This window comes from Paenibacillus sp. PK3_47, from assembly GCF_023520895.1.
Taxonomy (GTDB): domain Bacteria; phylum Bacillota; class Bacilli; order Paenibacillales; family Paenibacillaceae; genus Paenibacillus_AQ.
On the sequence record NZ_CP026029.1, the window covers coordinates 4,158,600 to 4,184,232 of the forward strand.

General features: G+C 50.8%; 20 protein-coding genes. 15 read left to right on the forward strand and 5 right to left on the reverse strand.

All coding sequences use genetic code 11. The features are described 5' to 3' along the window. Positions 1 to 5 precede the first annotated feature (5 nt). Positions 6 to 365, forward strand: coding sequence for a 50S ribosomal protein L20 (gene rplT / locus C2I18_RS18515; protein WP_249897221.1), 360 nt, complete (start codon positions 6 to 8; stop codon positions 363 to 365). Between the two features lie 103 nt (positions 366 to 468). On the opposite strand, the gene C2I18_RS18520 is transcribed toward rplT, so the two are convergent. Next, complete coding sequence (locus C2I18_RS18520) at positions 469 to 1,011, reverse strand: acyl-CoA thioesterase (RefSeq protein ID WP_249897222.1); 543 nt, start codon at positions 1,009 to 1,011, stop codon at positions 469 to 471. A 308-nt stretch (positions 1,012 to 1,319) separates the two neighbouring features. Here C2I18_RS18520 and C2I18_RS18525 point away from each other — a divergent pair, with 308 nt between their 5' ends. The 5 genes from C2I18_RS18525 to C2I18_RS18545 all read left to right on the forward strand — a co-directional run bounded on the left by C2I18_RS18525 (position 1,320) and on the right by C2I18_RS18545 (position 6,661). Next, positions 1,320 to 2,396: a BMP family lipoprotein gene (locus tag C2I18_RS18525; RefSeq protein WP_249897223.1), complete on the forward strand. Its 1,077-nt coding sequence runs from the start codon at positions 1,320 to 1,322 to the stop codon at positions 2,394 to 2,396. 177 nt (positions 2,397 to 2,573) lie between these two features. Beyond that, positions 2,574 to 4,112 carry an ABC transporter ATP-binding protein gene (locus C2I18_RS18530; RefSeq protein WP_249897224.1) on the forward strand — a complete coding sequence of 513 codons (1,539 nt, stop codon included), beginning with the start codon at positions 2,574 to 2,576 and terminating at the stop codon, positions 4,110 to 4,112. Further along, complete coding sequence (locus C2I18_RS18535) at positions 4,105 to 5,178, forward strand: ABC transporter permease (protein WP_249897225.1); 1,074 nt, start codon at positions 4,105 to 4,107, stop codon at positions 5,176 to 5,178. Before C2I18_RS18530 ends, C2I18_RS18535 begins: the two co-directional genes overlap by 8 nt. Next, entirely contained in the window at positions 5,179 to 6,135 is a 957-nt protein-coding gene (locus C2I18_RS18540) for an ABC transporter permease (RefSeq protein WP_249897226.1), read from the forward strand. It begins immediately after the preceding gene. A gap of 181 nt (positions 6,136 to 6,316) precedes the next feature. After that, positions 6,317 to 6,661, forward strand: coding sequence for a hypothetical protein (locus C2I18_RS18545; RefSeq protein WP_249897227.1), 345 nt, complete (start codon positions 6,317 to 6,319; stop codon positions 6,659 to 6,661). Between the two features lie 21 nt (positions 6,662 to 6,682). Here C2I18_RS18545 and C2I18_RS18550 read toward each other — a convergent pair whose 3' ends face one another. Beyond that, complete coding sequence (locus tag C2I18_RS18550) at positions 6,683 to 7,129, reverse strand: GNAT family N-acetyltransferase (protein ID WP_249897228.1); 447 nt, start codon at positions 7,127 to 7,129, stop codon at positions 6,683 to 6,685. Between the two features lie 645 nt (positions 7,130 to 7,774). Here C2I18_RS18550 and ilvB point away from each other — a divergent pair. From ilvB to C2I18_RS18575, 5 genes are all read left to right on the forward strand, one after another. Continuing rightward, entirely contained in the window at positions 7,775 to 9,523 is a 1,749-nt protein-coding gene (gene ilvB, locus C2I18_RS18555) for a biosynthetic-type acetolactate synthase large subunit (RefSeq protein WP_249897229.1), read from the forward strand. Continuing rightward, positions 9,520 to 10,008, forward strand: coding sequence for an acetolactate synthase small subunit (gene ilvN, locus C2I18_RS18560; protein ID WP_249897230.1), 489 nt, complete (start codon positions 9,520 to 9,522; stop codon positions 10,006 to 10,008). Before ilvB ends, ilvN begins: the two co-directional genes overlap by 4 nt. 181 nt (positions 10,009 to 10,189) lie before the next feature. Next, complete coding sequence (ilvC, locus tag C2I18_RS18565; RefSeq protein ID WP_249897231.1) at positions 10,190 to 11,182, forward strand: ketol-acid reductoisomerase; 993 nt, start codon at positions 10,190 to 10,192, stop codon at positions 11,180 to 11,182. A gap of 106 nt (positions 11,183 to 11,288) precedes the next feature. Then, entirely contained in the window at positions 11,289 to 12,830 is a 1,542-nt protein-coding gene (locus tag C2I18_RS18570) for a 2-isopropylmalate synthase (RefSeq protein ID WP_249897232.1), read from the forward strand. 175 nt (positions 12,831 to 13,005) lie between these two features. Further along, positions 13,006 to 17,370 (forward strand): collagen binding domain-containing protein, encoded by a 4,365-nt coding sequence (locus C2I18_RS18575; protein ID WP_249897233.1) that lies wholly within the window; start codon positions 13,006 to 13,008, stop codon positions 17,368 to 17,370. Positions 17,371 to 17,503: 133 nt separating this feature from the next. Here C2I18_RS18575 and C2I18_RS18580 read toward each other — a convergent pair whose 3' ends face one another. Together C2I18_RS18580 and C2I18_RS18585 are read right to left on the reverse strand one after the other, a co-directional pair. Beyond that, positions 17,504 to 18,637 carry a response regulator gene (locus C2I18_RS18580; RefSeq protein ID WP_249897234.1) on the reverse strand — a complete coding sequence of 378 codons (1,134 nt, stop codon included), beginning with the start codon at positions 18,635 to 18,637 and terminating at the stop codon, positions 17,504 to 17,506. Positions 18,638 to 18,655: 18 nt separating this feature from the next. After that, positions 18,656 to 21,736: a hybrid sensor histidine kinase/response regulator gene (locus C2I18_RS18585; RefSeq protein WP_249897235.1), complete on the reverse strand. Its 3,081-nt coding sequence runs from the start codon at positions 21,734 to 21,736 to the stop codon at positions 18,656 to 18,658. A 175-nt stretch (positions 21,737 to 21,911) separates the two neighbouring features. Here C2I18_RS18585 and C2I18_RS18590 point away from each other — a divergent pair, with 175 nt between their 5' ends. The 4 genes from C2I18_RS18590 to C2I18_RS18605 are packed head-to-tail and all read left to right on the forward strand — an operon-like array spanning position 21,912 to position 24,542. Continuing rightward, on the forward strand, positions 21,912 to 22,454 hold the full coding sequence (locus C2I18_RS18590) for an RNA polymerase sigma factor (protein ID WP_249897236.1): 543 nt from the start codon (positions 21,912 to 21,914) through the stop codon (positions 22,452 to 22,454). Continuing rightward, the gene (locus C2I18_RS18595) at positions 22,451 to 22,903 is read left to right on the forward strand and encodes an anti-sigma factor family protein (RefSeq protein ID WP_249897237.1); all 453 of its coding nucleotides are present in this window, start codon (positions 22,451 to 22,453) and stop codon (positions 22,901 to 22,903) included. Before C2I18_RS18590 ends, C2I18_RS18595 begins: the two co-directional genes overlap by 4 nt. Before the next feature lie 30 nt (positions 22,904 to 22,933). Continuing rightward, positions 22,934 to 23,431 carry a hypothetical protein gene (locus C2I18_RS18600; protein ID WP_249897238.1) on the forward strand — a complete coding sequence of 166 codons (498 nt, stop codon included), beginning with the start codon at positions 22,934 to 22,936 and terminating at the stop codon, positions 23,429 to 23,431. Between the two features lie 16 nt (positions 23,432 to 23,447). Further along, positions 23,448 to 24,542, forward strand: a complete 1,095-nt coding sequence (locus C2I18_RS18605; RefSeq protein WP_249897239.1) for a DUF4097 family beta strand repeat-containing protein — start codon at positions 23,448 to 23,450, stop codon at positions 24,540 to 24,542. An 84-nt stretch (positions 24,543 to 24,626) separates the two neighbouring features. Here C2I18_RS18605 and C2I18_RS18610 read toward each other — a convergent pair whose 3' ends face one another. Beyond that, a complete protein-coding gene (locus tag C2I18_RS18610; RefSeq protein ID WP_249897240.1) occupies positions 24,627 to 25,607 on the reverse strand; it encodes an aldo/keto reductase in 981 nt (326 codons plus the stop codon). Between the last annotated feature and the right edge of the window lie 26 nt (positions 25,608 to 25,633).

A 25,633-nucleotide genomic window follows, 5' to 3' on the forward strand; every position in this document is an offset into this window, starting at 1 on the left:
TTAATATGGCAAGAGTTAAAGGCGGCTTTGTAGTACGTCGCAGACATAAAAAAGTATTGAAACTGGCAAGAGGTTACTTCGGTTCCAAGCACCGCATTTTCAAAACAGCTAAAGAGCAAGTGATGAAATCGATGGTTTACGCATACCGTGACCGTCGTCAGACTAAACGTAACTTCCGCAGACTGTGGATCGTTCGTATCAATGCTGCAGCTCGCTTGAATGGCCTGTCCTACAGCAAACTTGTACACGGCCTGAAACTGGCTGGCGTAGAAGTGAACCGCAAAATGCTGGCTGACCTGGCAGTAAATGATCTTAACGCATTCAACTCCCTGGCTGTTGTAGCCAAAGAGAAGATCAACGCGTAAGAACGGTAATAAACCGAAAAGCACCGCCTGCGGATTTCCGCGTGACGGTGCTTTTTTGCGCGCTGCACTGTAGAAGGACTGCTGCCGGACTGTTGCGGCTGTTTTATTCCCAGTACTTGGTGGTACTCAATTGGGAGGCGAGCTTTTTGCTGCTTGCCCGGCGGATTTTGCGGAGCTCGGAGCGTTCTTCGGCAGAAGCGCTGATCAGCTTCTCTTCGTCCGTTTCAGGGATGATCGCCGGAACGGGAGCCGGAGTGCCGTTATCCTCGACCGCGACAAAGGTCAGAAATGAAGTGGCGGCAACCGCGCGCTCACCTGTGTAGAGATTTTCGGAAATGACCTTGACGAACACTTCAATACTTGTGCGGCCGGTCCAGGACACGAAGGACTCGAAGCAGACGGAGTCTGTAGGCCGGATCGGCAGCAGAAAGTCCACGGAATCCGTTGAGGCGGTAACTACATTTTTGCGGCAGTGGCGCATGGCGGAGATGGAGGCGACCTCATCGATGGTGCTCATCAGCTTGCCGCCGAATAAAGTTTTGTGGTTGTTGACGTCATTGGGAAAGACGCGTCCGGTTTTGAATACCCGTGATTCACGGCTGTATTTGAAGGCGAGTGCGCCCTGCGGCTGGTTTTGTTCATCCATGGTTTTCAAGACTCCCTTTTCATGCAATATATAAGCATACATGATAATAGAAAATGAAACTCTGTGCAATAATAGTAGTGCTTCGACACGGAGCAGCGGAGATATTTCGAGTTTTTCTAACGCGCACCGGACATCGACGTGACAAGTCATGTCAGAGAAAGCGTTTTCTTGTAGAAAAATGCAAATAATTATTGACCTGAGGTCATTTATAGACTGGATTTTAAGGGTTTTAACAGGTATAATTTGATCTAATGGTATGTCCAAGCAGAAGACAGAAGACATCCAATTTTTAAGGGGGATCACACTCGATGAAAAAGGTTTTGAAATCTTCACTCGTTATGTTGACGGCTTGCACAGTAATTCTGGCAGGATGCGGAAACAACAACAGCGCGAACTCAGGAAATGCGGCTAACGGAGAAGCTAACACCAATGCTGGAACGGCAACTAATGCACCGGCAGAAGCTCCTAAATCCGATCTGAAATTCGGCCTTGTTACAGACGTCGGCGGTGTTAACGATAAATCGTTTAACCAATCCGCTTGGGAAGCTCTTGAAGCTCTGAACAAAGAATCCGGAGTTGAAATTAAATACCTGCAAAGTAATTCCAGTGCTGACTACGAGCCGAACCTTAACCAGTTTGTTAAAGGCGGTTATGCTCTGACTTGGGGTATCGGTTTTGACCTTGGAGATGCTTTGCTGAAGGTTGCGAACGAAAATCCGGATGCCAACCTGGCAATCATCGACAGCGTAGTGGACGCTCCTAACGTTGAGTCCGTTACTTTTGCTGAGAACGAAGGATCCTTCCTGGTGGGTGTAGTTGCAGGTATGACTACCAAAACTGACAAAGTTGCGTTCATCGGCGGTATGGAAAGCCCTGTTATCAAACGTTTCGAAGTGGGCTTCAAAGCCGGCGTAGAAGCGGTTAACCCTGATGCAACAGTAACAATCACTTATGCCGGTGCCTATGACAAGCCTGATACCGGTAAATCCCTTGCTGCTACACTGTACAACGACGGCAACGACATCATCTTCCCGGCTGCAGGCGCAACTGGTAACGGTGTATTTAACGAAGCTAAATCCCGCAACGATGCAGGCGGCGACAAAGTATGGGTTATCGGCGTAGACAAAGACCAATCCCTGGAATTTGGCGATGATGTAACCCTGACTTCCATGATCAAACGCGTTGACGAAGCGGTTAAGAGAGTTTCCCAGCAAGTGGTTGACGGAACTTTCGCAGGCGGTACTACAACTGTACTGACGCTGAAAGACAACGGTGTAGGCCTTCCTGAGACATCCAAGGCTAACGTTTCCGAAGAGATCCTGGCTAAAGTTGAAGAGTACAAGCAACAAATCATCGACGGAACGATCACTGTTCCAAGCGAGTAATACTTGTCTGAATTCTTCATGCGCTACCATATATAACTAAGGAAACAAGGCCGGTTCTCAAGCTGGCCTTGTTCCCTGTCAACACAACGGTTTATGTCAGACACAGGCCAGCCGCCCCTCCGGGGCGGTTAACCTTGTCTCTAAAGTAATTATATATTCTGTGATGAGGGTGATTCCATGAGTGCTGCGGCTCCTGTCGTAGAGTTGAAGCAAATCACAAAACGCTTTCCCGGTATTATCGCGAACGACTCCATTAGTCTGACGCTGAACAAAGGGGAGATTCATGCACTGCTTGGTGAGAACGGGGCAGGCAAATCAACCTTGATGAATATCGTATTCGGACTATACCAGCCCGATGAAGGCAGCATCGAAATCGACGGGAAACCGGTTATTATCGATAGCCCTAATAAAGCTATTGAGCTTGGTATTGGTATGGTTCACCAGCATTTCAAGCTCGTAGATCCTTTTACGGTAACCGAGAATATTGTTCTTGGGATGGAGCCTAAGAAGGGACTTAAAATCGACTATAAATCTGCAGCGGAAGAGGTTCGTAAGCTATCAGAGCAGTATGGCCTTCAAGTGGATCCGAATGCCAGGATTCATGATATTTCGGTCGGCATGCAGCAACGGGTAGAAATTATGAAAACCCTGTACCGCGGGGCGGATATTCTTATATTCGACGAGCCTACCGCTGTATTAACGCCGCAGGAAATTACTGAATTGATGGCGATTATGAAGCGGCTCGTTGCCGAAGGCAAGTCCATTATTTTGATCACGCACAAACTTAAAGAAATCATGCATATCTCTGACCGTGTAACCATTATCCGCCGGGGAAAGGTCATCGATACGGTTAATACTTCCGAGACGAACCCGAATGAGCTGGCCGAGAAGATGGTTGGACGCGGAGTTACCTTCAAGGTGGACAAGCAGGCTCCGCATGTCGGATCAAGCGTGCTCAAACTGACCAATGTCAGCAGCAAGAGCAAGGATGGTGTGCCTGTCCTGAACGGTCTCAGCTTTGATGTGAAGGCTGGCGAAATTCTCGGAATCGCAGGCGTTGACGGCAATGGACAAAGTGAGCTGATTCAGGCGATTACAGGCCTGCGCAAGATTGATTCAGGCTCCATTACCGTGTCGGGCAAGGAAATTGCCAACCTTTCTCCGCGCAAAATTTCCGAGATGAATGTGTCCCATATTCCGGAGGACCGCCACAAACACGGGCTGGTGCTGGATTTCAGCGTGAGCGAGAATATGGTGCTCGAAACCTACTATAAGAGCCCTTATAATCAAAATGGGTTTCTGAAGATGGATGTCATCGACCGTCATGCCGAGGATTTGATCAAGCAGTTTGATGTACGTACACCTTCGATTGAGACCAAAGCCCGCTCCTTATCAGGGGGGAATCAGCAAAAAGCGATTATTGCGCGGGAAATAGACAAAAATCCGACATTGCTTATTGCCGCACAGCCTACACGCGGTCTTGATGTCGGTGCCATTGAATTTGTACAAAAGCAGCTGATTGCCCAGCGTGACCAAGGGAAAGCCGTATTGCTGATTTCCTTTGAGCTGGATGAAATCATGAATGTATCCGACAGAATTGCTGTTATTTATGAAGGTCAAATTGTCGGTGAAGTGTTCCCGCAGGATACAAATGACCAGGAATTGGGTCTGATGATGGCGGGCAGCCTGAAGCGGGGAGGAAATGCAGGTGCATAGATTGAAAAAAATCTTCGCAACAGACAGCTACATTGTACCTCTGGTTGCGATTGTAATGGGCTTCCTGGTCGGAGCCGTTGTCATGCTGATTGGCGGATACGACCCGATAGCTGCATACTCCGCGCTGTTCAAGCGTGTATTCGGGAGTCCATATGACTTCGGTGAAGCTGTCCGTGAAATGACGCCGCTGATGTTCACTGGTCTTGCTGTAGCCTTTGCTTTCCGCTCAGGGATGTTTAACATCGGTGCGGACGGCCAGGTGCTGATCGGCATGACTGCTGCCACATTGGTCGGTATCAAGCTGTCCGGGCTTCCGGCATTCCTGCTGGTTCCGCTTGCGGTGATCGCTGCAGGGCTGGCCGGGGGGATGTGGGCCGGTATTGCCGGTTACCTCAAGGCTAAGCGCGGAATCAATGAAGTTATTACTACGATCATGCTGAACTGGATTGCGCTCTATCTGTCGAATTATATTATCAGAAACTTCCTGCTCCTCCAAGGGCAGAACCGTTCGCAGGACATACCGGCTTCGCTGTCCATGCCTTTCCTGAATGATATTTTCGATAATGCCCGTATACACTGGGGGACGGCGATTGCGCTTTGTGCAGCACTGTTCTTCTATGTCTACCTGTGGAAAACCAAACAGGGGTACGAGATGCGTGCTGTCGGCCTGAATCCGAATGCCGCTGAATATGCCGGGATGAATGTCGGCCGTAATGTTGTCAAAGCCATGTTCATCAGTGGTGCTTTTGCCGGTCTGGCAGGAGCAGGCGAAGTGCTGGGCGTATTCCACTACCAGTCTATATTTGCCGCATCACCTGGTTACGGCTTTAACGGTATTGCCGTAGCTTTGCTTGGTCTGACTCATCCGCTGGGGGTTATCCTGGCAGCCATTCTGTATGGTATGCTGACTTACGGTGCTGCAGGTATGAGCTTTGGCGCAGACGTTCCGCCGGAGCTGATCCGGATCGTAATCGGTTCAATTATATTCTTTATTGCGGCACAAGGAATTGTCCGCTGGGTGCTTAAACCGTTCTACCTTAAGCGCAAGAAAGAGAAGGTGTTATAGATGGATCTGCAGACGTTAGGACAGTTGCTCAATACAACGCTTGTTTTTTCCACGGCGCTCATTTTCGCTGCACTTGGCGGCATCTTCTCTGAACGCTCCGGCGTTGTCAACATCGGTCTTGAAGGTTTGATGATGTTTGGTGCTTTTGCTGCTGCAGTGGGCGGTTATTATGCCCAGGATGCAGGAATGGGTGCGTGGGCTCCCTGGGTGGGTGTACTCTGTGCCATGGCTGTCGGAGTGATCGGCTCACTGATTCATGCCGTCGCCTCGATTACCTTCAAAGCGGATCAGACCATCAGCGGTACGGTCATCAACTTCCTGGCGGCAGGAAGCACGCTGTATATGGTTAAGCTGTTTTTTGAAGGGGCAGGCGAGACTCCGCTGATTGAGGGGTTCAGAAAGGTATCCATTCCGTGGCTTTCTGACATTCCGGTTATCGGCAACGGGATTTTTAATTCCTATCCGACTACTTACCTGGCGATTATTCTCGTCATTGTTATTTATTTTGTGCTTTTCAAGACACCGTTCGGTCTCCGTTTGCGTGCTGTCGGAGAACATCCGAGTGCTGCGGACACCTTGGGTGTCAACGTCAAACGGATGAGATACATCGGCGTTATGCTGAGCGGTCTGCTGGCGGGTATCGGCGGAGCGACCATCACTTTGACAACAACAGGTACTTTTGCCCACAATACGATTTCCGGCCAAGGGTTTATTGCGATTGCCGCAATGATCTTCGGGAAGTGGAATCCGGTGGGCGCCTTCGGAGCAGCTGTATTCTTCGGGTTCTCCCAGGCAATCCGCAACTATGTGCAGCTGTTTGAATGGTCGAGAAGTATTCCGCAGGAATTTATCTTCATGATTCCTTACGTCCTCACCATCATCGTTTTGGTCAGTGCTGTCGGCCGGTCTTCGGCTCCAAAAGCATTGGGGGAACCGTACGACCCCAGCAAGCGCTAAAGCATACAGATTGTACTATACACGTAATCCAAAGACGCATTTCCGGCAAGTCCGGAGATGCGTTTTTTTTTTGCTGCATTAACCCGGAGGCAGTCCTGGTGAGGGCATGTGTACAGGCGAGTAGAGGGAGTGATGAATACACTGTCTTGAAACTTGAGCGAATGACTTTAGGAGGGATATTATGACACAGCCGGTAACGAAGAAGCAGGTCATGAAGCTGGTGGGCAAAAATATTGTGGCAGTGAAGAAGGACGGTACCAAGGTAACAGGCAAGCTGATCCGCATCTCCGGAAATCAGCTGATTATGCAGCGGGTCAATGGTAAAAAAGTGCAAACTAAAGCTTTAATTCCGCTGGTGCTGTTTGACCTTTTGGCAGTGGGTACGGCTCCTTATGCCTATGGTCCGAAATACGGTCCCGGATATGGTGGATATGGCGGCCCTGTATCTCCTTACGGCTACGGATACGGTCCTTATGGTCCTGGCGGTTACGGGGGCAAGCCATATCCTCCCATCGGCTTTTTTTAAGCCCGGAAATGGATTGGGTCCTTATTTGAACTGTTTCTCGAATTCATAACAATAGTTTTGCGGCTGATACCGGGTTACGCTGTAACCTAATTTTTGATAAAAAGAAATGCCGGCCGTATTCCCTGCGTCCACGGATACCTTAGCCCTTTGGCATCCGCGTGATAATGCAAACCGCTCCGCACGGTCCATCAGCATGTTGCCCCAGTGCCTGCGGCGTGCTGCAGGGGCTACGGCCAGCATGTCAATGTAGAGCAAATCACCATGCAGCATAAAGTGGACAAACCCCAGCGGATCGCTCTCATAGTCTGGACAGGCTACCAGGGTTACCCCCTGCCCCAAGCGGCGCGGCAGGTCTTTTCTGACCTGGTTAATTACAGGCTGCGGAAGATGTGATAATGGTACAAGCTGTTTTTCAATTAAATCCAGAATGACGCTGTCGTCCTGCTTGGGTCTGCGATAACGTATCATGGAGCGCCCCCCCTTTCCACATATTGTCGTACATCATATGCCTTCCGGGGTGTGGGCGTTACGGAAAGAACATGACAACAATTTGTGTCAATTCTGAAAATATGGGTATTGACTATCCGTGTGAGGAATCATATAATGTGTCTAAACATTTTATCGAACATACATGCATCGGCAATGATGAGGACGAAGTTTTAAGGGCTCTTTTGCTCAGAGAGTGAGAGGATATGCTGCAACCTCCACCGAAATCCCTTATATACGAGCTCACCTCGGAGCTGTTTCCCTGAAAGGTCCACCGGCAGAAGTGGTGGAATTATTAGGGGGAATCGTATAGTCCGCGTTACGGACTTCAGGTACAGAGATTAGGGCCCTGCCTACATCGATGGATCTTTGTTACCTGATAAGGCGTTGCATCGCGAGATGTAATGCAAACATGGGTGGTACCACGGAAGATCAACCTTTCGTCCCTCACGCGCTTTTATTTGGCGCGTGGGAGGCGGAAGGTTTTTTTGTTGACACAGAAGTTCTGGATCCATTATCCAGACTGGTGAACAATTCTTCCGGTTGAGTTAACCGGCCCTTATTGCCAATAACCAAGACGGTCTGTCATTTGCATAAGCGTGTTAAATATCGAGGGGAGGAATACTGATGAGTGCGCAATTACCGGAAGTGCGGTCTACAGAGCAGTTACGTGAGAAATGGAAGAATCCGGAGGTCATCACTGGTTCCGAAATCCTGCTGCGCAGTCTGGTTCTGGAGGATGTAGACACTGTCTTCGGATACCCCGGCGGAGCCGTACTGTACATCTATGATGCGCTTCACGGATTTGAGGATTTCAAGCATATTCTTACGCGTCATGAACAAGGCGCCATTCACGCCGCTGACGGTTATGCCAGAGCAAGCGGCAAACCCGGTGTATGTATCGCTACCTCGGGACCGGGAGCAACCAATCTCGTAACCGGCATAGCGACAGCCTTTATGGATTCAGTGCCGCTCGTGGTAATCACCGGTAATGTATTCTCCAGCCTGATCGGCACAGATGCTTTTCAGGAAGCGGACATTACGGGCATCACGATGCCGATTACGAAGCACAGTTACCTGGTACGCGATGTAGAAGACCTTCCGCGGATTATTCATGAAGCGTTCCATATTGCGAACACTGGCCGCAAAGGTCCGGTACTGATTGACATCCCTAAGGATGTATCGGCAGCGAAGACCCTGTTCACGCCGGTGCAGCAGCAGGGAGTGAACCTCCGCGGTTACAACCCGCGCACTGTACCGAACAAGCTTCAGCTGGATAAGCTGGTGCGCGCCATATCTGCCGCAGAACGTCCGATTATTATTGCAGGCGGCGGCGTGATCTACTCCGGTGCACATGAAGCGATGTACGAATTCGCGAAGAAGACAGAAATTCCGATTACGACTACACTGCTTGGACTCGGCGGTTTCCCGAGCGGAGATGACCTGTGGATGGGCATGCCGGGTATGCATGGTACCTACACTGCGAATAATGCGATTCAGCAATGTGACCTGCTCATTAATATCGGTGCCCGGTTTGATGACCGTGTAACAGGCAAGCTGGACGGCTTCGCACCAAAGGCCAAGATTGTGCATATCGACATTGATCCGGCGGAAATCGGCAAGAATGTAACCCCTGATATTCCAATCGTCGGCGATGTGAAGACAGTGCTGGAAATGCTGATTCCTGATGTAAGCCGTGCAGCTAATGCGGATGCATGGAGAACGCAGATTGCCCAGTGGAAGCTGGATAAGCCGCTTCGCTACAACGATTCGGATACAGAGCTCAAGCCGCAGTGGGTCATCGAAATGATCAATGAAACCACTAAGGGTGAGGCTATCGTTACTACAGACGTAGGACAGCACCAGATGTGGGCTGCACAGTATTACAAATTCAATCATCCGCGCTCATGGATTACTTCCGGCGGTCTGGGGACGATGGGCTTCGGATTCCCGTCAGCCATCGGTGCGCAAATGGCGCAGCCGGAACGGCTGGTAGTATCGATCAATGGCGACGGCGGAATGCAGATGTGTTCGCAGGAGCTGGCCATCTGTGCCATCAATAATATACCGGTCAAAATCGTAGTCATTAACAATCAGGTCCTTGGAATGGTCCGGCAGTGGCAGAATCTCATTTATGAGAAACGCTACAGCTATACCGACCTCGCCGGCAGCCCGGATTTTGTAAAGCTGGCTGAAGCTTACGGTGTAAAGGGACTGCGGGCAACGAACAAGGAAGAGGCTGGCGCAGTGTGGAAGGAAGCTCTGGAAACGCCTGGACCCGTTCTGGTAGAATTCGTTGTTCCAAAAGACGAAAATGTCTACCCGATGGTAACTCAAGGGTCAACCATCGATCAAATGCTGATGGGGGATGAATGACAGTGATGAAACATACGCTTGCTGTACTTGTAAATGACCAGCCGGGTGTGCTGCAGCGGGTATCAGGTTTGTTTGGCCGCCGGGGCTTTAATATTGAGAGTATCACCGTCGGCCAGTCCGAAGAGGTGGGCTTGTCACGGATGGTCATCGTAACCCTTGGAGACCAGCATACCCTTGAACAGATTGAGAAACAGCTTTATAAGCTGATCGATGTGATCAAGGTTGTCGATCTGGGCTCCAAACCGATGGTTGCCCGTGAGCTTGCGCTGATTAAAGTCAAGGCGGAGCCGTCCGAACGTCCCGAAATTATGGGCGTAGTCGAAACCTTCCGTGCTTCCGTTGTCGATATCGGCACGAACAGCCTCTTGGTACAGGTAGTGGGAGACACGCAGAAGATTGACGCGATGATCGAACTGCTGAAGCCATACGGTATCAAAGAGCTGTCCCGCACGGGAGTAACGGCGATGATCCGCGGCAATGCCTGATAAGTATAATTTACGGCTTTAACGGATTACTGCTTGTTTGCATTAATTTGATAATAACACGATGAATTCCCTGCTAAAGAGCGGGGACTTGAAGAGAAGCCGACAGCAGGCTGCTCTGCTCAGGCTCTCTTGAAGTACCCGCTCTTTACGATGGGTCCCAAATTAAAGGAGGATATTGACAATGGCAGTGACAACGTACTATGAACAGGATGCAGAACTGAGTGTATTAAAAGGGAAGACAATTGCGGTAATCGGGTACGGCAGCCAAGGGCATGCCCAGGCTCAGAACCTGCGTGACAGCGGTCTTCAGGTTGTCATCGGCCTGCGCGAAGGCAAATCCTTCGAAACCGCCAAAAATGACGGCTTTGAAGTATTGTCGGTAGCAGAAGCAGTATCCCGTGCAGATGTAGTGCAAATTCTTATGCCGGACGAAACACAGGCTTCCGTATATAAAAATGATATCGAACCGAACCTCAAAAACGGTGCGGCTCTGATGTTCTCCCACGGCTTCAACGTACATTTCGGACAAATCGTTGCTCCTAAGGATGCGGATGTACTCCTGGTAGCTCCTAAATCCCCGGGCCACATGGTCCGCCGTACTTATGTTGAAGGCTTCGGTGTTCCAGGCCTGATCGCTATCGAGCAGGATGCAACCGGAAACGCTAAGGCAATCGGACTTGCTTATGCCAAAGGTATCGGCTGTACCCGTGCCGGAGTCATCGAAACCTCCTTCCGTGAAGAGACCGAAACCGATCTGTTCGGTGAGCAGGCTGTACTGTGCGGCGGTGTATCCGCACTGATCAAAGCAGGCTTCGAAACACTGACCGAAGCCGGATATGCTCCTGAAATGGCATACTTCGAATGTCTGCATGAGCTGAAGCTGATCGTTGACCTCGTGTATGAAGGCGGACTTGCTACTATGCGCGACTCCATCTCCAACACTGCTGAATACGGCGACTATGTAACCGGACCGCGTATCGTTACAGACGAAACCAAAAAAGCAATGAAAGCCGTGCTGACGGATATTCAACAAGGTAAATTTGCCCGCGACTTTATCCTTGAGAACCAGTCCGGCCGTGCATTCCTGACCGCTACCCGGCGTAATGAGGCCGCTCATCCGGTTGAAGTAGTAGGCAGCCAATTGCGTGAAATGATGCACTGGATTAAGAAATAGGATCATATACTTAAAATTATACCCACTATAGTATACCCTCAGATGCGGCCGTGATTTTGCGGGCCGCATTTGAGGGTTTAAGCACAATGATCAGGAGGTGCTCAGCATGCGGAAAATTTATGTGTTCGACACGACACTGCGTGACGGGGAGCAGTCGCCGGGTGTGAACCTCAACACAAGAGAAAAAGTGGAAATCGCCCACCAGCTCGAAAAGCTGGGCATTGACCGGATGGAAGCGGGATTTCCCGCCGCTTCACCGGGAGATCTGGCCTCGGTAAATGCGGTGGCAAGAGCGGTGAAGAACGTTACCCTGATCGGGCTCTCGAGATCCAGAGAGAGTGATATTGATGCGGTCAAAGAAGCGCTTAAGGGTGCACAGGATCCATGCATTCATCTGTTCCTGGCTACATCACCTATACACCGGCAGCATAAGCTGCGCATGGATAAAGCTCAGGTACTGGAAACTGCGCAGTCCGCTATCCGCTATGCGAAGAAGTACTTCCCCAAGCTGGAGTTTTCTCTGGAGGATGCGGGCCGTACCGAGCGCGATTTCATGGCTGAAATGGTAGCGATGGCGATTCGCGAAGGTGCAAATGTGGTGAACATACCCGATACGGTCGGCTATTTGAATCCTTCCGAATACGGGGCCATCTTCAAATTCCTGAAGGAAAATGTGCCGGATATCGAACGTGTTCAGCTCAGCGCCCATTGTCATAATGACCTGGGAATGGCTACGGCTAACACACTGGCGGCCATCCAAAACGGTGCGGATCAGATCGAAGGTACGATTAATGGTATCGGCGAACGCGCGGGGAATACAGCGATTGAAGAGGTTGCGCTGGCACTGGAGACACGGAGTGAATTTTTTAATGCCAAAACTTCACTGGTGCTGTCCGAAATCTCCCGTACCAGCCGGCTGGTCAGCAAGCTTACCGGTATGGTTGTTCCCGGCAACAAAGCGATTGTCGGCGCTAACGCCTTTGCTCATGAATCGGGAATTCACCAGGACGGCATGCTGAAGGAGAAGACGACCTACGAGATCATGACGCCAGAGACTATCGGTCTTAAGGAGAGCAAGCTGGTGCTCGGCAAACACTCCGGGCGCCATGCCTTCCGTGATAAGCTGAGTGATTTGGGCTATGAGGTTTCCGAAGAAGAGCTGAACGCGGCTTTTGGCAGATTCAAAGAGCTGGCGGATAAAAAGAAGGAAGTATCGGACGAAGACATTCTGGCACTGCTGGATGAAAGACTTCTCGATACACCGGAAGTTTACAGCCTGCAGACGATCTATGTTACTTACGGTAATGAGGCTACACCAACAGCGAAGGTTATTCTTGACGGCCAGGATCCGGAGCCGATTGTAGCTGTGGCTGAGGGCAACGGTTCTGTCGATGCGATTTACAACGCGATTGATCAGGCTACCGGAGAGGAAGTAACGCTCGGAGACTATTCGATCAAGGCAGTCAGCCGGGGCAAGGATGCCCAAGGTGAGGTCCACGTGGTCCTGTCACAGGGTGAAGTTGCGGCACAAGGGCGCGGACTCAGCACCGATATCCTGGAAGCCAGTGCACGGGCTTATCTGGATGCGCTGAACAAGCTGATCGAGAAGCGCAAAACGTATACCAAGCGTGATCATGCGCAGCTGTAGCACCTATTCATAAACCTATACTTAGTTTGAAGAGAGCCATCTGGTTAAGCAGGTATTCCTGATAACCGGATGGCTTTTTTTACATGTTCAGACGGCTGTTCAGAAATTGTTCATATGGGGGGATTACAGTTGCGGTACGGAATCATTCATTAGAGAAAGAGAGGTTAGTAAACTTATGAAGAGAAAGGCTTTAGGTGCATGGATGACCCTGGTGCTGCTGCTGACACAGTTTGCCAACGGGTTCGGCTTTGCTTCACAGGCCCATGCGGAAGGGACGGCTATTCAGGAAAATATCGTCACAAGTGTAACCATGGCAGTATACGAGAACGGCACGCAGGTCACGGATAGTGTGTATAAGCTTGACTCTGAAGTTCAAGTAAGCCTGAGTTTCAAGCTTCCTGAGCTTCCTGATCAGGGCGGGCAAAAGTACCGCGGAGGGGATACCTTTACATATGCGCTTCCTCAGCAGCTGGCCATCGATCAAACCTATTCCGGAAATCTGGTCTACGACGGTGTGGATTCGGGAAGCATCGGGACCTTCAAGGTAAGCACCGACAATAAAGTCGTGCTCACGTTTTCCAGCGAAATCGAAGGTTTATTCGATGTAGGCGGTACTTTTAATGTGAAATCGAAGCTGAGCTCCACCAGAATGACCGGCACTACCACACAGGAGCTTTACTTTCCGGTAGCGGGCAATGACTCCAATACGATTGTTATACAGGTCCATCCCAAGGGCGGAACCAGTCTGAAGAAGGAAGGGGCACCCCAGCCGCAAAAATATAATCCGTCGGGTATCGGCTGGACGCTGGATGTGAATACCTCACTGGACAACATCAAGGGTGCGGTGATTACGGATAACATTCCGGCAGGACTGGAACTGGATCCAGGTTCAATTGAGGTTTATCAGCTTGAAGTAGATATTCAGGGAAATGTGTCCGAGAAAACGAAGCTGGGTTCCGGTCAATATGATACGTCAGACAGCAGCGGAAGACTGCTGAACCTGAAGTTCGGAAGTTCCATCAACGAGGCTTACCGGATTAAATTTTCCACCAAAATTACGGATGCCTCTGTATCCCGGTTCACTAATACGGCTTCACTTACGGGAGAGGGAGTGTCCCGTGAGGCCTCCAAGGCTGTAGACATTGTACGCGGAAAGCCTTTGGAGAAAATTGCAGGCAGCTTTGATGCTGCGACGGAAACGATTCCTTGGGAAATCAGATTTAACTATAACGAACAGACGATTGCCTCAGAGGATGCTGTCCTGCTGGATTATTTTAATAAGTCACAGGTACTGGTGGAGGAGTCTGTGATTGTATACAAAATCAAGCTGGATCAGGACGGGAAGGCAAGCGAAGACGGTACTCTGGCTAAGGGAGCAGACTATACGGTTGTGCCGCTGACTGACAAGGCTGACAAGAACGGCTTTAAGCTGCAATTTAACCATACCATTCATTCACCGTATAAAATTGTCTACAAAACAAAGGTGGCAGACCGTGTATATAAACAGGAAACCATTAAAAATGTGGTTACCTATGTCACTTATTCGGATGATGCTTCCCGCGAGCTGAACCAGCGGATCGTGGAGAAGAAGGCTGGAGATATTGACTACCTGAACAAGACTGTAAAATGGACCATCAGCGTGAACAAAGATGCTAAAGAGATGAAGGAGCTAATCCTGACCGATACGTTTGACCATGCAGGATTAAAGCTAATCGGGCTGCCGGTTATTACTTCTACTCCAAGCATAGATAGTGCAGATTATACGATTACCCCGAATGGAAGCACTTATGGCAAAAATGACGGTTTCACGGTCAAATTTACTAAGCCGGTCAGCCAGCCGTTCACAGTAACTTACACTACTAATTTTGACTATTATAAATTGCAGAATGCATCTAACTTCAAGAATACAGCACTGCTTAACTGGAAAGATTCCAGCGGAAAAGCGCATGAAATCAGCGGCTCTGCCACCTTTAATCCGCGTAATGAAGTGAAAAACAACGGTTTGAAGACAGGCACCTATGATGCTGTGACAAAACAAATTACCTGGGCTGTGGGGGCGAACTACAACAAACGGATTTTGGCGCCGGGTGCTACACTTGTGGATACCCTTCCTGCCGGCCAGGAAATTGGCAGTGTAACAGCAGCAGTCTATCAGCTTCAGTATGAGGCAAACGGCGATCCCAAGCAGGGGGTGCAAATAGACGCGTCCAAGTACAAAGTAACGGTAACGGACAAAAAGCAGCTGGAAGTGAAATTCATTGACCAGGTTGATTATGCCTTCTATGTTGTGTTCACCACGGAGTTTACAGGCGGGGACATCAATCAGGCAAGTGTTACCAATACAGCGGTGTTGAATGACAAGGACGGCAAGCCGGTATCGGAACCTTTGACAGGAACAGTAACCATACCAAGAGGCGGCGAATATGTCACCAAAGGTGTGAAGCAGGATAAGGATGACCAGACGCTTCTGAACTGGAGTGCAGTAATCAATGCCAACCAGTCTAATGTTAAAAATGTAAAAATCACAGACACTCCGAGTGCGAATCAGGTGCTGCTGCCATCCAGCTTCCAGCTTTTCAAGACGGCGGTGGCCTCAAATGGTACAGTAACCAAAACTGCAGATAAGCTGATCCTGGACACGGACTACACGCTGGCCTTCAAGACGGGGGCTGACAGCAAGGAAAGCTTTGAACTGACCTTCTTGAACCCGATTGATGAGCCCTATATCCTGGAATATCAGGCTGTTGTGACAGATGTCGGCAATGTGCAGCTGACCAATGCCATCTCGTTCAGCGGAGACAGTGTGCAGAAGATTGAGAAGCCTTATTCCACCAAAAACGATGTCTTCATCGTGGAAACCTCGGGGACGGGAAGCGGTGTTAAAGGGTCGCTGGAAGTAACCAAAACCAACGAAGCCGGGACCGAACAATTGCCTGGCGCCGAATTTGCGCTGTTCCGGATTGTCGGCACGCAGCAGACTGACAAAAAAGTGGAAACCGCCGATCAGAACGGCAAATTAAAGTTCACGAATCTGAAGGCCGGCAAGTATGTATTAAAGGAAACCAAGGCTCCTGCCGGGTATGCCCTGGACGGGAAAGAGCATAAAGTGACAATCAATTCTTCAACACCGGTAGAAATAACAATTAAGAATGATTTTCACGGTTCCCTCAAGCTGATCAAAACAGCTTTGGGTGATGCAGGCCATAAGCTTGAAGGAGCAGAGTTCGAGCTCTATGACGCAAAAGGGGTTAAGGTGAATTCCGGAGTGACCGATGCAAACGGTGAGCTGAAGTTCACCAAGTTAAAGGGTGGAACCTATACACTGAAAGAAAAGACCGCTCCTGAAGGTTACATCCTGGATACCCAGTCCGTCCCTGTAATCATCGATCCCTCACAGGAGAAAGTAGTAACTGTTGCCAATGCTCCAGTGCCTGTAGAGGTTCTGGGTTCGCTTAGAGTAACTAAAGTAGCACAGGAGAATCCGGACAAGAAGCTGGAAGGCGCAGAGTTTGGATTGTATGATTCCGGCAGTAAACTGGTTAAAAGCGGTAAAACGGATGTTAACGGGCTACTTGAATTCAATGGACTGAAGCTGGGGGCTTACGTGCTGAAGGAAATTAAGGCTCCGGCAGGGTATGTCCTGGACACTACAGAACATCCTGTAACGATTGGTTCAGCAGCTCAGACGGTGCTGGCGCCTATTACAAACCAAAAGACGCCAACGCCGACACCAGTGCCGACAGCGACGCCAACACCGACACCAGTGCCGACAGCAACGCCAACGCCGACACCAGTGCCGACAGCAACGCCAACGCCGACACCAGTGCCGACAGCGACACCAGTGCCGACAGCGACGCCAACGCCGACACCAGTGCCGACAGCAACGCCAACGCCTGCGCCGACAACAGATCCAACATCTGTGCCGACAACGGAGCCGGGAGGAACAGTGACACCGTCACCAACTCCTGGAACACCGGGAGTTATTGTTACAGAAGCGCCAGCAACGCCATCTGCTTCTCCAGCAGCTTCTGCAACGCCTTCACCAGTACCGGCAGTAACGCCAACAGTAACGCCGGCAGTAACGCCGTCAGTAACACCGGGGCAGCCTGCGGCAAGCAGTACTCCGCCGGCTCCGCAAGCCACAGAGGCAACTACCATTGTTGATATGCCGGTGGAAGGTGAAATTCCTTTAGGCGGTATTCCATCGGTAGGTGATGAGCCCAAGAATGGCACAGTTACGGTTACGCCGGACGGAAAATGGATATATACACCGGATCCCGGATATAAAGGCAAAGATAAGTTCACGATCATTGTTACCGATGAGGACGGCAATGAAGAAGAACTCATCATTGAGATCGGTGTCGACGATGTGCCGCTGGGTACAGTTACCGATTCTAATGATCCGGGGGGCAGACCCGGTAAGCCTGCCCAGCTCCCGCAGACCGGAGAGAACAGCCCGCTTCCGCTCTATATGACAGGCGGAATATTAATTGTACTGGGCGCGGTATTAGCCAGAAGATTCAAGACACATACTAAATAAGCCAGCTCAGCCTTGCCTACAGTAAGGCCGCAGGAACACAGCAAAACACCCGGCAGCGGTTTTCAGCTCCGGGTGTTTTGCTGTTCTCATTTATCGGCAGCAGCTGTATGTAAAAGACTCCGGCATGGGAAGGTTACACGCTGAGATTTTGATGTTTCCATTCATTGTACCAGTTAATGATATGGGGGGGCGGCTCAATGCCCAGTTCCCTGACCAGCATGCCGTAGAGGGTATTGTACTGCTCCTCCACGGCTGTCCGCTCACCCATGCTGTCATAAATTTTCATAAGGCCCAAATGAGCCTGTTCGAAATATGGCTGAAGCTGGACAATACGCTGGTAGGTGGTGACAGCTTCCGGAATTCTGCCGGTCCCGATATAGAATTCAGCCATTAAGGCGGCGTGGTGCAGCCAGATGGTCCGCAGGCGCTGACGCTCACCTTCCGCCCATATATAGGTATAATCGCCCAGATAATCACCGGAATAGAGATCGAACAGGCGCTGATGTTCCATATAATTCTTATCGCTAATTGCAGGAAGGGACTGGATGCCGTTTTCCCATTCTGCAATGTCGATCTGCAGGCCTCCCGTTTCCAGTATGTAGCCTTCGCTGGCACTGTTAATTTGCAGCGGGATTCCAGCCTGCTTCAGGCACTGCCGTACCTGATAGATCGTGGTGTACATCAGAGTAGAGGCTTTCTTGTAATTAAATTCAGGCCAAAGCCATTCAATCAGATAATCCTTACTGGTGTAACGGTCACGGTTATGCACCAGATAAGCGAACAGTTCCTGGGCCTTTAATGTCCGCCAGCGGATATTCTGCAGCGGCTGGCCCCCGCGCTCAAATCTGATGGACTGCAGGCAGCGGAGCATTAATTGTCCGCCAGGCTTCTCCTGCGGGGCCTGTGCTTTAGCGAATTCCAGACGCTGAACTGTCTTCTGCAGACGGCCAGGATGTATCGGCTTTAGTACATAATCAAGTGCATTCAGCTCAAAAGCATCGACTGCATAGTCATTATAGGCGGTTACGAACACGATGCTTGCCCCGGGACAGAGATTCTGCATCTGCTCAGCCACCTGCATGCCGTTCATTTCCGGCATCTCAATATCAAGAAAAATTACATCAGGGTCCAGACCGGGTGCAGCCTGAAGAGCTTCTGCGGAATCTGTGAAGGTCCCGGCAACCTTGACGGTTTTAAGTTCTTCCAGCATCAGCTGCAGCTTCATAAGCGCCAGCCGTTCATCGTCCACCAGCAGGGCTTGAATCATAACTTAGCTCACCACTTTTCAAGTTTTCTTTGGTTCGAAGGGAATCAGAAATTGGACGGAAGTCCCCTCGTGAACAGTACTTTGGATCGTCAGGCCGCTGCCGTACAGACGCATAAGCCGTTTGTGGGTGTTCAGAATCCCGATCCCCCGCTCCGGGTCCGGAGATCCGGCAAGCAGTTCCGGCAAAAGCTCTCCGCTTATCCCTTTTCCGTTATCAGAAATGATAATTTGAGTTCCCTCTTTCTGCTGCCTGACGGAGATTTCAACATGGCCGCCTTTGGCCCGGTTCATAATGCCGTGGCGGACCGCATTCTCCACGAGCGGCTGAATGGTCAGCGGAGGAAGCATCACATGACCAACGTGTTCCAGCGACCAGATGATTTCAAGACGCTCTTCGAAGCGCTCTTTTTCAATATACAGATACGCCCTGACCAGCTCCAGTTCACGTTCAAGGGGCACCAGAGGCTCGGCATTTAGAAAGTTGAAGCTTAACCGCAGGTAGGAGCTGAAGGCATCAATCAGGCCGCTCATTCTTGCGGTATCAAAAGAGGCCAGGGCAGAGATGGAGTTCAACGTATTGAACAAGAAATGCGGCTGGATCTGTGCCTGCAGATAAGCGGCCTCCAGGCGGAGCTGCCGGGTGACGGATTGCTTCATGTCTGTTAAAGAGCGCGCCCGCATCCGCAATTCCATAGCGTTCACCGGCTTAGTCACATAGTCATTGGCTTCTGAGAGAAAGCCGGCATAAATATCATCCGGCTGGTTACGGGCTGTGAGAAGCAGCACCGGGAGCTCTGTGACCGTGAACCGTTCGCGGATCCGCCGGGTAAGCTCATAGCCCGACATAACCGGCATCATAACATCCGAAATAACCAGATCCCAAGAGTCCGCATCCAGAAGCTGCAGCGCTTCATATCCGCCGGACACCGCTGTAATCTCGAAGTGATCTGCGGATAGAAGGCTGTGCAGCACTTTCAGGTTCACAGGATCATCATCCACGGCGAGAACTTTGGGCTTCAATGAGGAAGCCGGTTGGAATGCAGATTCATCCCGGTTCCGCTCATAGGAGTCCAAAGCCGGAACCGGAACCGCGGAAGCCTGGGTTACAGATTCTTCAGCCGCAGCTGTCTGTCCCTTAGCCAGCTGCAGCGTAAAGGTGAATATGGAACCTTGGCCCGGACTGGAAGACACGCTTAAGCTTCCGCCGTGCAGGTGTACGAGCCCTTTGCTGATACTGAGGCCGAGGCCGATGCCCCCTCCCATGGCAGTCATGCCGGAATCGCCCTGCTCATAAGGCTCAAACACCCGGATCTGTGTTTCTTTGTCCATACCGATTCCGGTATCCATAATATGTATCCGGGCAGTCTGCCGCTGAACCTCTGCATATACACTGACAGTACCCTTTTCTGTATATTTAACGGCATTCTGCAGCAGATTGAACAGAATTTGAATCACTCTTTGTTCATCACCGGTTACCTCAGGAAAGTTATCCGGTATATCCATCCTGAGCTCAATATCTTTGCCGCCAGTCATAAAGCGCAGCATATCCAGTACTCCGGAAGCCAGGGATTGTATACGCAGACTGGTCATTTTCAATTGGATATTGCTCTCACGCAGCTGTGATAAATCCAGCAGATCATTCAGCAGCAGGGACATCCGGCGTCCTACAGTGATGAGCAGCCGCAGGTCCTCGGCATTTTTGGCCTGTAAATTGTCTTTTTCGCTGGTTAGTACAGCTTCTGCAATATTCATAATGCCGTGCAGCGGATTCTTAAGCTCATGTGAGGTGTTGGCCAGAAAATCATCCTTTTGTTTAATACTGCGCTGGAGACTTTCAGCCAGCCGGGCCGTCTGCTCTGCATTCCAGAAATAACGCCTGAACCAGTAAGTGGCAAAGCCCAAAAAAGCTATGATCAGATCTAAAGGATAGAAGCTGAATCCTGCAGTGCTGTTATTTTTGATGACTCCCCAGGAGATGCTGCTGAAAATACTGGTGATTGCCAGGAGCAAAAAGATGGTGCCGTCCTCATAGCTCATAAAGGATTTATAGATGATAACGAAGATACCGAGAGCTACTGCGATCAGCAGAATACCGTACAGATGGCTCAGTAGTGCAAAGACGGCGCTGCTGCTGGGGACTGCAAGCAGTGAACCGGCGAATATTGCAGACATCAAGTTGAGAATCCGCAGCCATTTGAAGCGTACCCGCGGGTAAAGCAGGGATCTGGCAAGATGCAGCATGAAGAAAAAGGTGCCGATATAAGCCAGACGCAGGAGTTTTAGCGACCAGCCGTTGTCGAGCGGCAGCCAGACCATCAGCAGTCTGTCGTCATCCGATAAAATGCTGAGTATAGCACAGAGCACCATCAGAGTGAAATACAGCAGTGCCTTTTGCCGCGGGCTGATCAGGTACAAAATGATGGCATATGCAGCGTGGAGCACCAGCACAATGCAGACTATAAGCTGCATCCCGGTGGAGAAGAGGCGCTCCTTATGTATCGCCTGCGCGCTTCCGAACAAAACCGGTCTTAGAATGCCTCCCGAGCCGGTGTCAAAATCGGCAATCAGAAGAACAAGCTCGGCCTCCCCTTTATCTGCGGTGAAGGATACCGAATAAGGCACAGCCCTCGCTGTGTAGCCTTGCGGCGTTTCGGCAGGGTTCCCCGAACGGCCCTTTTCCAGGCCGTTAACATACAGGATGGAGGAAGAATTGATCCTGGGCATGATGATGCCGAAGGACTCATTCGGCTGGTCTGTCAGAATCCGCAGACGGTAGGTAGCATAGCTGTAAGATTTGCTGTCTTGCTGCTGTGCTTCGTTCCAGCTGCCCGGCACGTTGATATAGCTGCCGTTTGCTGCCGGAGAGAGATCGTCAAGGGAAGAACCGTCTGGAGCAAGCAGAGTACCGGGATGAAATTCCCATTGACCCTTTAAGGTGTAGATTCTATTCTCTGAGAACGGGCTGCCGCGTAAATCCAATACGCCTTGCGAGGCTTGAAGCGGAATCGGGAGCGGATGGATGTGGAACCACAGCATACGGAGACCTGTTAGGCCTACTAGAAAGAGTATGATTAATCCAATAAGTTTTTTTTTAGTCATAATGATCAATTAGTTCGACAGCGACTGATGGTTTACCTCCAAAACTGGAGTATTCTTATGGTTAGACTGCATAAAAGCGATATAAAATCAGGAAATCAAAAATAATTAAAAATGTTTGCAGGGGATGCCGGACTGCCGGCGTCTAACCTTATGAAGTGAAGGAGGGGAGTACAGTTTGGAAGAGACGGAATGGATTTCTGCCGTGCTGAGCGGTCAGCACCAGGCTTTCGGGCATCTGGTTGACCGGTATCAGGGCATGGTGTACAGAGTATGCATCAAAATTACGGGAGAAGCCGAGTCGGCCAAGGATATGACCCAGGAAGTCTTTATCAAAGCTTACAAGGCACTCCCCTCCTTCAGAGGGCAATCCTCATTCTCCACCTGGCTCTACCGTATTGCTTACAGGACATGTCTGGACTGGAAACGGGCGAACGACAGGGAATGGCGGCACCGCAGTACAGCGGACTACACGGAGAATGATCTGGTAACCACGCTTACCCCGGAGCAGGAAGCGCTGCGTAAGGAAGCGACACAGGAGTTGGGCGATAATCTGAACAGTCTCACGGAACCGTACCGGTCGGTCGTGCAGCTGTATTATTTTCAGCGCCAGTCCTACCAGGAAATTGCCGAACAAAAAGGAATATCAGTCAAGACAGTCGAATCGCAGCTCTACAGAGCCAGACAGATGATGCGCAAAAGCGGGGAGGAATGGCGATGAACTGTGCAACAGTAAAGGAATGGATGCCGCATTATATTGATGGACTGCTGTCTCCTGACATGGAGTTTAATATCCGTCTGCACATCGAAGCTTGTCCTGATTGCGCATTATGGCTGGAAGAAGCGAGAGAGCTCGCACAGCTGTGGAATGACATGGAGAGTGGACAAGAACCTATAGAGATGTGCGAAATACCGGATATTTCCGTACATGTGATGTCTCAAATTGAACAGCTCGAAGCCGGGCGCAGAGAGCGGGCCGTTCCGGAGACAGCGGCAAGACGCCGCACCGCTCCGCGAACTTCTTGGATGCATTACGGCCTTGCGGTTTGCCTGACTTTCATCCTGCTGCAGCTGGGGGTCTTTGAGAATCTGGCCTACGGCATCAGCGAAATCAACGGACAGATGTCGACCTCCGTCTCCGGATGGTTTGGTCCGCAGGGGGAGCAATAAATAGAAGTCAATTTTAAAGGAGGGTATTTGATGATTAAGAAGAAACGCTGGCTTACTTTTTTCCTGGCGATGGTTCCGGGGCTTGGACATTTATATTTGGGATTCAAAAAACTGGGGTTACAGTATATGATTGGAGCATCAGTGTTCATTATATTGATTCCTTCCATGGCCAACGTCTTCTCGTTCGCATTGGCAGCACTCTGGTTCTATCAATTATTCGATGCACTGCAAAAGGCGGCGTGGATGAAGATGGCTTTTGCGGAGCATGAGCGGATGATGTACCATCCTGACAGCTTTGGAGCACCTTGGACGATGGGGCTGCCGCCGGCGCCGGAGTATATGCAGGAGGATATCAACCCGGTCTGGATAGGAATCGGCAGTGTTGCAGTAGGCTTCATGCTGCTCTTGATCACTGTATTTCCGGGACTCTGGCGTCTGCTCACCGATATGAATATCGGGGCGATTCTGCTGGCGCTAGGACTGATCGGATACGGCTTCAGAATGCTGAAGAACAATTCAAAAGTATAGCGGAATGGGGAAGTGAATGATGGGGAGATGGAAGATCGGCAGCTTTACTGCAGCGATAGGCTGCATCGTACTCGGGGTAGTTATAGTCCTGGCCCAGTATGATGTCGTTACTTATGATGCTCTGGGCTATGTTTGGCCTGCGCTGCTCATTTTGTTCGGTCTCGAAATGCTGCTCAGGCTGTTCATCAAGTCGGAAGTCAAAAGCCGTGTCAGCGGCTGGGCAATTGTGCTGATTATCGTGCTGGTTGCTGCCAGCGGAGCCCAGACGGTAGTTTCGGGGGGAGCGCTCGGCAGTATTTTCGGCAAGACACATCTTGTTCCGGTTGAAGCTGCTGTGGAAGTAAAGCCGGAGATCAAGAATGTCAAGGTGTCTTTGCCTAACGGAAAAATCAGAGTTGAAGGAACCGAAGGTGCTGTGCTTGAATATCAGGGGGAGCTGGAGCTTCCCGGCAGCACGGAGAGCGATGCAGTACAGGCGCTGGAACAAAAGTGGAAGGTGTCGGCAGATGGCGATACGCTGCTGCTTGAGCTGAACGGCGAGTCCCAATGGTGGGAGAATATTCACATTGGGATCAATATGAAAGATCCGTATTTAAACCTTAGCATCCCGCGCAATCTGGCAGTAGAAATTGACACGGGGAACGGTTCGGTGGAAGCCTCTTCCCTGGATGCAGGGATTGAGATTGATACAAGCAACGGTACGATGGATATCCATGATATTGCCGGCGGTGTAGATGCGCATACCAGCAACGGTACACTGGCTGTACGGAATGTGCAGGGGGAAGTAGAGCTGGTCAGCTCTAACGGTGCTATGACACTGGAGAATATCGACGGACCGCTGGAGGCCAAGAGCAGCAACGGCAAAATTACAGTGAACTCGCCGGTTACAGGTGAATGGGATGTTAAATCCAGTAATGGCAAGATTACGGTCAGCCTGCCGGCAGCGACAGATGCCACAATCACTGCCGAGACCAGCAACGGCTCGCTGAAGGGCAATGTAGCCTGGAACCGTGACGGCGATAACGACGGAACCGCGGTGCTCGGCAGCGGAACTCATGATGTATCTTTATCTACCAGCAATGGTGCTGTAACAGTGGATACAGCCGAATAAGGAAAGGAGCTGTCCCCGGCAGTGCTTCAGCCGGGTGAACAGCTCCTTTTGTTGTATAGTGAACTTTAGCCGGGTCTCCAGAGCTTACCAGGCGTAAGCTTTAGGTGCAGCACCGCCGGGGCCGGGAAAGATTTCATCCAGACGGGCCAGCACCGACTCGTCCAGAACTACGTCAAGGCAGCGCAGCGCGCTTTCGAACTGCTCCAGTGTACGCGGCCCGATAATCGGCGCAGTGACAGCCGGATTCGCAATCAGCCAGGCAAGAGCGATATTATCCTGCGGCTCACCGAGCTCACGGCTTAGATCAGCAAAGGCCTCAAGCTGGCTCTTGTACTGCTCAACACGCTCAGCGTTGCCGCCGCTGCGGCTGCCTTCGATTTTTTTAAGCGCATTGCGGCCAAGCAGTCCGCCGTCGAGCGGGCTCCAGGGAATGACGCCGAGGCCGAGATTCTGCGAAGCAGGAAGCACTTCCAGCTCCGGCAGCCGGCAGGTCAGGCTGTATTTATGCTGCTCGGATACAAGACCCAGGAATCCGCGGGCTTTCGCTTCCTGCTGGGCCACGGCAATATCCCAGCCGGCGAAGTTGCTGGAGCCGACATAACCGATCTTGCCCTGATTCACAGCAAGCTCGAATGCGCCCCACAGCTCGTCCCAGGATACGCTGCGGTCAATATGGTGCATCTGGTACAGCTCGATGTGATCCGTTTGCAGGCGCTGCAGCGAGCCTTCAAGATGGCGGCGGATAATGTAGGAGGAGAGACCGCCTTCATCATTGGGACCATCGAGTTTATCGCTCATGGCGCCGTAGACTTTGGTCGCAAGCACGACCTTTTCCCGGCGGCCCCCGCCCTGCTTGAACCAGCGGCCGATAATTGTCTCCGTCAGCCCTGAGTTTTCGCCCCACCCGTAAACGTTAGCGGTGTCAAAAAAATTAACTCCGGCATCCAGGGCCGCATCCATAATGCGGAAGGCCTCTTTTTCATCGGTAATCGGTCCAAAATTCATCGTTCCCAGACACAGCCGGCTCACCTTAAGTCCGGACTTTCCAAGCTTCGTGTATTGCACTTTACACTCACTCCTTCTCTGGATTC